Origin of the sequence: Methylocystis sp. (genome assembly GCF_021731785.1) — a bacterium.
In the GTDB taxonomy this organism is placed as follows: Bacteria; Pseudomonadota; Alphaproteobacteria; order Rhizobiales; family Beijerinckiaceae; genus Methylocystis.
In genome coordinates, this window is sequence record NZ_JAKFWS010000115.1 from 26,505 (window position 1) to 33,162 (window position 6,658).

Below are 6,658 nucleotides of genomic sequence, written 5' to 3' on the forward strand. Positions count from 1 at the left end.
CACGTGGCGGGAGTTCCTGATAGCACGCACGTTTTCACAGCTTATCCACAGAGTTATCCACAGGCTTCCGGCTGATGGATTTTGGGCTGCGCGATTTCGTGTTGGGCGCAAGGCGCATTTCTGTCTGCGCGCCGCTCTCCGCCGGCTTGAAAACCAAACACTCGCGTCCGCACGAATTGCGCTCGATCGTCAGCGCATAGCCGGGCAGCGGCTGGCGTCGGACAATGTCGCGCAATTCGAATGCGAAGCGTTTGAACGGCGACAGACTTGCGGATTTGAGGTGAAGATGGTCGAGCTCGAAGGACCAGCCGCCCTTCTGACGCCCGCCGTGCTTGCGCACGATGCGATAGAGCCAGCGTTCGAGGCCGCCGGTCAGCGCGAAATACGCCCGGTCGATCGACAGCACGAGGTCATTGTCGAGCACCGCGCGATAGAACCAGTCCGTCAGAACGAGTTCGACGCCAAGCGGGCGACCGCTCGCGTCGGTCCGCTCTTTCCACTCGTTGATCCAGGAGAAGCGGCGCGTCCATCGTTCCGCCGGCTGGCGGATCGAGGTTTCGATCGTCGTGGACTGCAGGCGATCCAGGGCCGCACGGAAGCGATGGTAATCCCGCGCGGAGGTTCCACGGTCGATGAAGGTGAGGATTTCGCGCGGGGTCGCCAGCATCAGGCGCGACGTGTCGCGACCGGCGTTTCGCGCCGCGATGATCTGAGAGGCGGCCCAGATCAATATGTCGGCGTCCCAGATCGTCGCCATACCATATTCGGGCGTCGCGTCGACGCGAATCGTCAGCTCTCCCATGCGGAAGTCGATCGGGGCGACGCGCGGGGATTTGGCGAGGCTGAAGAAGGGATAGGCCATGAGGTCCTGCACATCGCGCGGCGCGATATCGGCCGGGACGCAGCGAAACGGGCTGAGCTTGACGAGTTCGCCGCTGGGGCGCCGTGTCGTGAACATGATCGATGTCCGTTCAGCGGCGATCGGGAAGCGTGGCGGCGGCGCCGTTCGGCTTCTGGCGTCTCGCCGGCAGCACCGTTCCAACGCCCGGGTCGGAGGTCGAGGCTTTGGCGCCGCGCGCGGCCCAGGCCTGCAAATCCTCAAGTCGATAGACGACGCGCCCGCCGAGTTTCGAGTAGAGCGGCCCCGTGCCGTAGGTGCGGTGTTTTTCCAGAGTTCGGCCGGAGAGCCCCAGGAAACGCGCGGCTTCGGGCGTGCGCAGAAAGCGTGGCGGCAGATCGGTCATGGCGGCGGACATCGGCGAACCTTGGCGAGTCGAGGCGCGCCGCCGAAGATCGGCGGCTGTCATCGATCACTTTGGCGGAGAAAATCCGGCAGGAGGGATGGCGAAGATTGGGGAGGCGAATTTCGCCACCCCTTGAATGCGCGAAACGGCGCCGCGATGACGAAGCCGACGGCCATTTGCGAAGGAATTTGCGATAGCCGCCGCGCATCAGCGCCGCGCCATTGCGAACGAGTCGAATTGTAGCGTCGCGAACGGACGAGGATTTCCACGGCTCGGCATCGACTCGCGCCGATCCGAACAGGCATTCGGCGATGACGCGGTAGGATGCGCCGCTCAAATGGCCGTCGAGCGCTCGGAGCGTGTTAATGAGACGGGCGTGGCGCAACGGTGAGGCCAGTTTCGCATGGCCCCTCGTGAAGCGCCAGAAATCCATGGCCGCTTCGGCGCGATGTGGCGTCATCTTGTCATGCGGAATGACGGCGGCGAGCGGTTCTCCCTCGTGCGGCGGATCGGGTAGCCAGAGTTGATATTGGTTGCGGCCTGTTCCGACGATGAGGTGTTCGCCGTCATTCACGCGCAGCCGCGCATGCAGGTCTGGCCAATCCGATGGCGAGAATCTCAACTCGCCGGCGGTTGTTGGACTTGGCACAAGAATGACGGCGCTCGCGCGCGCTTCGGGAAGCCAGAAAATATCAGCTTCATTCGCGCCGAGCGTGGGGTCTACGGCGAAATCGCAACCCCCAGCGCCGCTGCGCGCCGGCGACGCCAGCGTCCATAGCGGCTCGAAATCGAGAGTTGGCGAAATCGGCGTGATATTCTTCGTCGAGCCGTAAGCATTCCCAAGCGATGGAGGGCCAGTTCAAATTGTCCAAATAGTCATATGCGCGCGGAGAGCGCCAATCCGCATCGATCATGGATTTTCTCGCGAAAGAGTGGCCGAGCTTCAGTATCGAGAAAATCTTGTCGATAACCCGCGGCGCTGGATTTTTTGGCGGGCATAACGTCATGCCGGGTTCAGGCGCCCGATTGCCGCACATTTGCCGGAGAGAGAAATTTCGAAGATTGCCATCGGTCACGCCGTGGCGCTGAGTGTGGGGACAAGCAACCGTGCGTGCTTTGAAGCGCTCCTGGCCTCAACGGAGCACTTCGGCTGAAACCTGTCAGGCGGGGCCTGCCAGTAAATCCTTATATCCCTCGTTCGCCAGCCATCGCGCGCGAGCAAGATGCGTTTCATAAGCGTGTTTGGCTCGGACGGCTTCGCGAAGCGGGTCGATGCCGAGCAGAATGCTTGAGACTTCCTCCCATGCCGCCCCTTCCTTGGCTGCGTCGAGCATCCTCAAGTAAACTTTGAAATGAACACGGTCGTAGTCGGTGACATGCTCGTCGGAAGGAGCGGCGTCGGCAATCGGATGGGAAATTGCGGAGTTCACGGATTCAGCGTTCCTCAAACGACTCGCCGCCAAGTTGACATTCTATGCAGAAAGTTTGCCGTAAGTTAACAAATGCGGCCTGAATGCGTCGACGCACTGCCCAAATCAGCGTCCGAAGTCCGTCCGGCTATTCGCCCGGCGCCCAGCCATGTTGTTGACGCCAAGGGAGAAATGAATCGAAGCGTATCGCCACCGAGAACATAAGATTTCCGTCCTGTCGCCGATAGTTTGTAGAGAATACTCCGTGGTAGAATACTCGACAAGTCGTTCCTCTCGCGTTCATGGACATTCGGGAGGTTTTGGCGCGCAACCTGAGGAAATGTCGGCAGGCGCAACACCTGTCACAGGAAGAACTCGCCCATCGAGCGGAAATCGATCGCACCTATATCAGCTCGATTGAACGACGCGTTTATGCAGCCAGCATCGACGTCGTCGATCGGCTGGCTCGGGAGACTCCATGCTGTCGCGGCGTTCGACGAGCGTCCGCCCTTCGACGATTAGGCGTTCGAGTTCAACCGAGCGGATTTCCGAGCCGTCCTGTTCATTCTGACTGCGTCGTTGCGCCTGCTCATTGTCGTCGAGTTCGCGCTCGATGCGCAAAATAGCGCGGTGGAAGAGATTGACCGCCGACCAGAGCAGCGCCTCGAGGTCGGGTTCAAGGCGGGTGTCGCCCAATGTGACGACGAGGGCGTCGAAAATGTCGCCGACGGCGCCAGCGATCATGTACGCTTCTGGCAGCGGTCTCGGGTCTGGTTCGTCCTGGAAGGGGCGATAGCCATAGAGCTGGAGTTCGGCGAGAACACGATCGGTGGGGGATAAACAACGCGGCGGCTCGAAGCTTGGGTTGTCGCGTTCGGTCGTCATCTACGCTTTCCTTCGTCGGATCGACCGCGACCCTCGCGGCCTTCATGGCGACGAAAGGCGGCGGGCGCGCCGGGCTTGCACCCGAAGCGCCGCGAAGGGCCGAAACGAAGTGGAGGATTGCGGAGGGCTGGCTATTTTGTTCGCGCTGTAAAGCGCCCCTAGGGGCGCGACGGAAAATAGTCAGCCCGCAGCCATTGCGGGCCGGACCGCTTGCCGCAAGGTCGCCCTCTATGAAGGCCTGAGCCGCGGTCCTCTCCGAAGCTTTTGGAAAGCGCGCCGAGCCGACGCGACAAGTCCGACATGAGTTCACGCACTACCTTCCCGTATCGGCTCACGCCGCAAATCTCATGAAGCGGGCGACGTCTTCCGGCGCAATCTGACCCCTGATCGTCGCTCGCAGATCGTCGACGCCGAGTCGGCGAAGATCGTCGTTGAAGTCGTCAAAAGCCGGCGACAGGATAATCGCCTCGATCCCGGCGGCGGTTGCGCGCTCGACCAGGATCGCCGACGCATTATCGCCCGCCGCATCGTTGTCGCGAAGAATGTAGAGACGATGCAGCGATGCAGGAAACAGGATGGTGGCGAGATGCGCGGACGACAGCGCCGCCATCATCGGCATGGCGGGCATGACGCAGCGAAGCGACAGCACGGTTTCGATGCCCTCGCCAGCCGCCATGACGTCGCGCGCCACGTCGAATCTGACGCCGTGGCCAAGGAGAGAGCCCATCGCTCGCCTCGGCGTCTCGATTGGCGCCTTGTCGTGGCCCGACGGGTCGAGCCAGGTACGATGCGCTCCGGTGAGCTTTCCGTCGAGATCGGTGACGGCGGCGATCATTGCGGGCCAGGTCTGGGCCGCTGAACGATTGCCTGACCGATAGTAGCAGTGCGGATGGAAGCGCAGACTTGCGGTTCCGTGCAACGCCGTAATGCCACGATGGCGCAAATACGTCTCTACGATTGTGGCCTCGATTGAGCGCGACATGGCAAACAAGCGTCGCGCCGATTCAGGCGAACCGATGGGCGTGATTGCCTGAATTCGGGAGTGGACCGAACCCGGCGTCGTTTGCGGCAGGCTGAGAAAGCGCCGCGCCTCAATGACCACATCCCGGAAGTCGTCGAGGCGACACGCCTCGCGTATAATATCGAGCAGGTCGCCATGTTCGCCCAAGGCGGCGTCAACCCAATTTCCAGCGGCGCCCTTGCCGCTTTCAGGTCCGCTCAAGCGAACGAACAGGCTACGGCCGGGCGTGTTTCGCGTATCGCCGACAAGCCAATAGTTGCCGTGGCGGCGGCCGTTGGAGAGATAATGGCGGCACACCGCCTCGGCCTCGCGCGCGAGACGGTGCGCCAGTTCTGATGCTGGGCTGGACAAATGTACGCCCTCCAAAGCGAAAGGGACCCGCCATTGCTGGCGAGTCCCTCGTGGTCGGCCTCGGGGAGGTCTATTCGGCGGCAACGTCCTGGGGTTCGTCCACCGACGCATCGCCAGCATCGCTTTCATCGACGATTTCGTCGATAGCCGTTTCGTGCTCTATCGCCGCCGTTTCTTCGACGGTGCTTTCGACATGGTCTGAGACACTCGCCGTCTCCGATCCATGCAGCGCGCGACCCGGCGTGCGCAGCGGTTCGGGCAGCCATCTGGAATCTGCGAGCATCTGCTCGGCCTCCCGCGCCAGGTCTCCTTTCTTCAACTGCTCGATGCGCTTCGCCTGTTCGGCGCCCTTGGCCTCGCGCACGGCTTCAATGATTCGCGCCTTTGTCACGCGCCCGAAGAAATTATCGACGGTCGGCGTCCAGCCGGTCGCGGCGATCTCGAGCGAAAGGACATGTGCGAGACGGTCAGCGTGAGCGATGGCCCTTGGCCGGCGGCTCCAGGCTTCATGCACGGCGTTGACGGTAAGCGAGATGCAATGGGCGAAGAGGCGTTGCTGCGTCCCGCCGTCGAAGGTCGTCAAAGCGTCCCACAGATCGCCGGGATCGGCGGGAAGCTGCTGCGACCAATCGTGATGACTAGCATCGACCTTGGTTGCGAGTGGCGTATCGCCAAGTCCCGGGGCTTGAGCGCCGAAGGCAACCGATTTCGGCTCGATCTCCAGACAGGAGTCGGAGCCGTAATGATAGAACAGTTTCAGGCAGAAAACATGCAGCGCCGCCAGAAAAGCGACGCTGGGATCATTGCCCACCGCTTCGCGCAGCGCCAGCGTGCGATAGGCGGTAAGTTCGGTGAGCAATTTATCGGGCAGAGGCCGCAGACCTTCGTCCTCGTCTTCCGCCGGCTCGGATTGAACCGCGCCGCCGTTCGGCGCGACAGCCTTGGAAGCGGCTAATGCTGATGAGGGCGAGGCGCTGGTCTCCTTCTCATTCTCCTGATCGGGAACGTCCGGTTCAATGAGCGACGCTTCGTCCTCGGGGCGGATATAGCCGCGCTCGACGCGCAGCCGGCCTGAACCGTCGATGCTGACGAACACGCCCGCCCGGGCGATCTCGACGGGATCGTAGCTGACCGGCCTTTCCTCGATCGCGGCGGTCGCGGTCTCGATCTCGCCGAGGCGCCGATCGACTTCCTCGGGAATCTCGTCCGCATCGGCGTGGGCTTCTTCAAGCTGCTCGGCCTCGGTGCGCAAAGCGTCGAGCGTCGCGGTTTCTTCGTCCGTTAGAGGTTGGCGCTCTCCCGAGATGTGCCGCAGGCCGTATGTATGGCCGTAAGGAAAATCGGTCGCGACCTCGACCCATTTCCAGCCCTCGGCGCAAATGGCTTGCGCGTCGCGTTCGAGCTTTTCCGCGACCAGCCGGTCCAGCAGGCGGGCGTCTTGCAGCCAGCCGCCGTCGTCGTTCTGGAACAAATCGCGCATGACGGCGCCGCCGGCGGCGAGATAATCTTCGCCGACATATTGCGCGCGTTTGTCGGAAGCGCGCACGACGCCCTCCGTCAAGAGGCGGCGGATTTGATAGGCTTCCTTATTGTAGGAGCGCTGGATCGCCTCCCAGACCTGTTATGTCGAGCAGGAGATTATGCCGAGCAAGAGTGGGCGGGGCATTGCGCGGCCTGGATGACCTCAAGGATTTACTCGGCATAATTTCGATCCGTTCAGCCTCTAAAAGCCGAAAGGATCAGCATGA

At 62.1% G+C, this 6,658-nt stretch carries 6 protein-coding genes and 3 pseudogenes; 1 reads left to right on the forward strand and 8 read right to left on the reverse strand.

Annotated elements, in window-relative coordinates; all coding sequences use genetic code 11:
* Nucleotides 1–34: 34 nt before the first annotated feature.
* From QZ964_RS16805 to QZ964_RS16820, 5 genes and pseudogenes are all read right to left on the reverse strand, one after another.
* Entirely contained in the window at nucleotides 35–958 is a 924-nt protein-coding gene (locus QZ964_RS16805; protein ID WP_292532928.1) for a replication initiator protein A, read from the reverse strand.
* 13 nt (nucleotides 959–971) lie between these two features.
* A complete protein-coding gene (locus QZ964_RS16810; protein WP_292532929.1) occupies nucleotides 972–1,256 on the reverse strand; it encodes a helix-turn-helix domain-containing protein in 285 nt (94 codons plus the stop codon).
* Nucleotides 1,257–1,434: 178 nt separating this feature from the next.
* Nucleotides 1,435–1,893 (reverse strand): annotated as a pseudogene (locus QZ964_RS16815) (DUF2285 domain-containing protein); the annotation flags it as partial.
* Nucleotides 1,894–1,942: 49 nt separating this feature from the next.
* A complete protein-coding gene (locus tag QZ964_RS21610; RefSeq protein ID WP_367119292.1) occupies nucleotides 1,943–2,281 on the reverse strand; it encodes a DUF6499 domain-containing protein in 339 nt (112 codons plus the stop codon).
* Nucleotides 2,282–2,404: 123 nt separating this feature from the next.
* Nucleotides 2,405–2,692: a DUF2285 domain-containing protein gene (locus QZ964_RS16820; protein ID WP_292532931.1), complete on the reverse strand. Its 288-nt coding sequence runs from the start codon at nucleotides 2,690–2,692 to the stop codon at nucleotides 2,405–2,407.
* A gap of 263 nt (nucleotides 2,693–2,955) precedes the next feature.
* On the opposite strand from QZ964_RS16820, the pseudogene QZ964_RS16825 reads away from it, so the two are divergent.
* Nucleotides 2,956–3,120, forward strand: a pseudogene (locus QZ964_RS16825) (helix-turn-helix domain-containing protein); the annotation flags it as partial.
* Between the two features lie 7 nt (nucleotides 3,121–3,127).
* Here the strand turns inward: QZ964_RS16825 and QZ964_RS16830 are convergent.
* The 3 genes and pseudogenes from QZ964_RS16830 to QZ964_RS16840 all read right to left on the reverse strand — a co-directional run.
* Nucleotides 3,128–3,538 (reverse strand): annotated as a pseudogene (locus tag QZ964_RS16830) (hypothetical protein); the annotation flags it as partial.
* 331 nt (nucleotides 3,539–3,869) lie between these two features.
* Nucleotides 3,870–4,910, reverse strand: a complete 1,041-nt coding sequence (locus tag QZ964_RS16835; protein WP_292532933.1) for a toprim domain-containing protein — start codon at nucleotides 4,908–4,910, stop codon at nucleotides 3,870–3,872.
* 70 nt (nucleotides 4,911–4,980) lie between these two features.
* Nucleotides 4,981–6,456 (reverse strand): DNA-binding protein, encoded by a 1,476-nt coding sequence (locus QZ964_RS16840; protein ID WP_367119291.1) that lies wholly within the window; start codon nucleotides 6,454–6,456, stop codon nucleotides 4,981–4,983.
* Nucleotides 6,457–6,658: the final 202 nt, after the last annotated feature.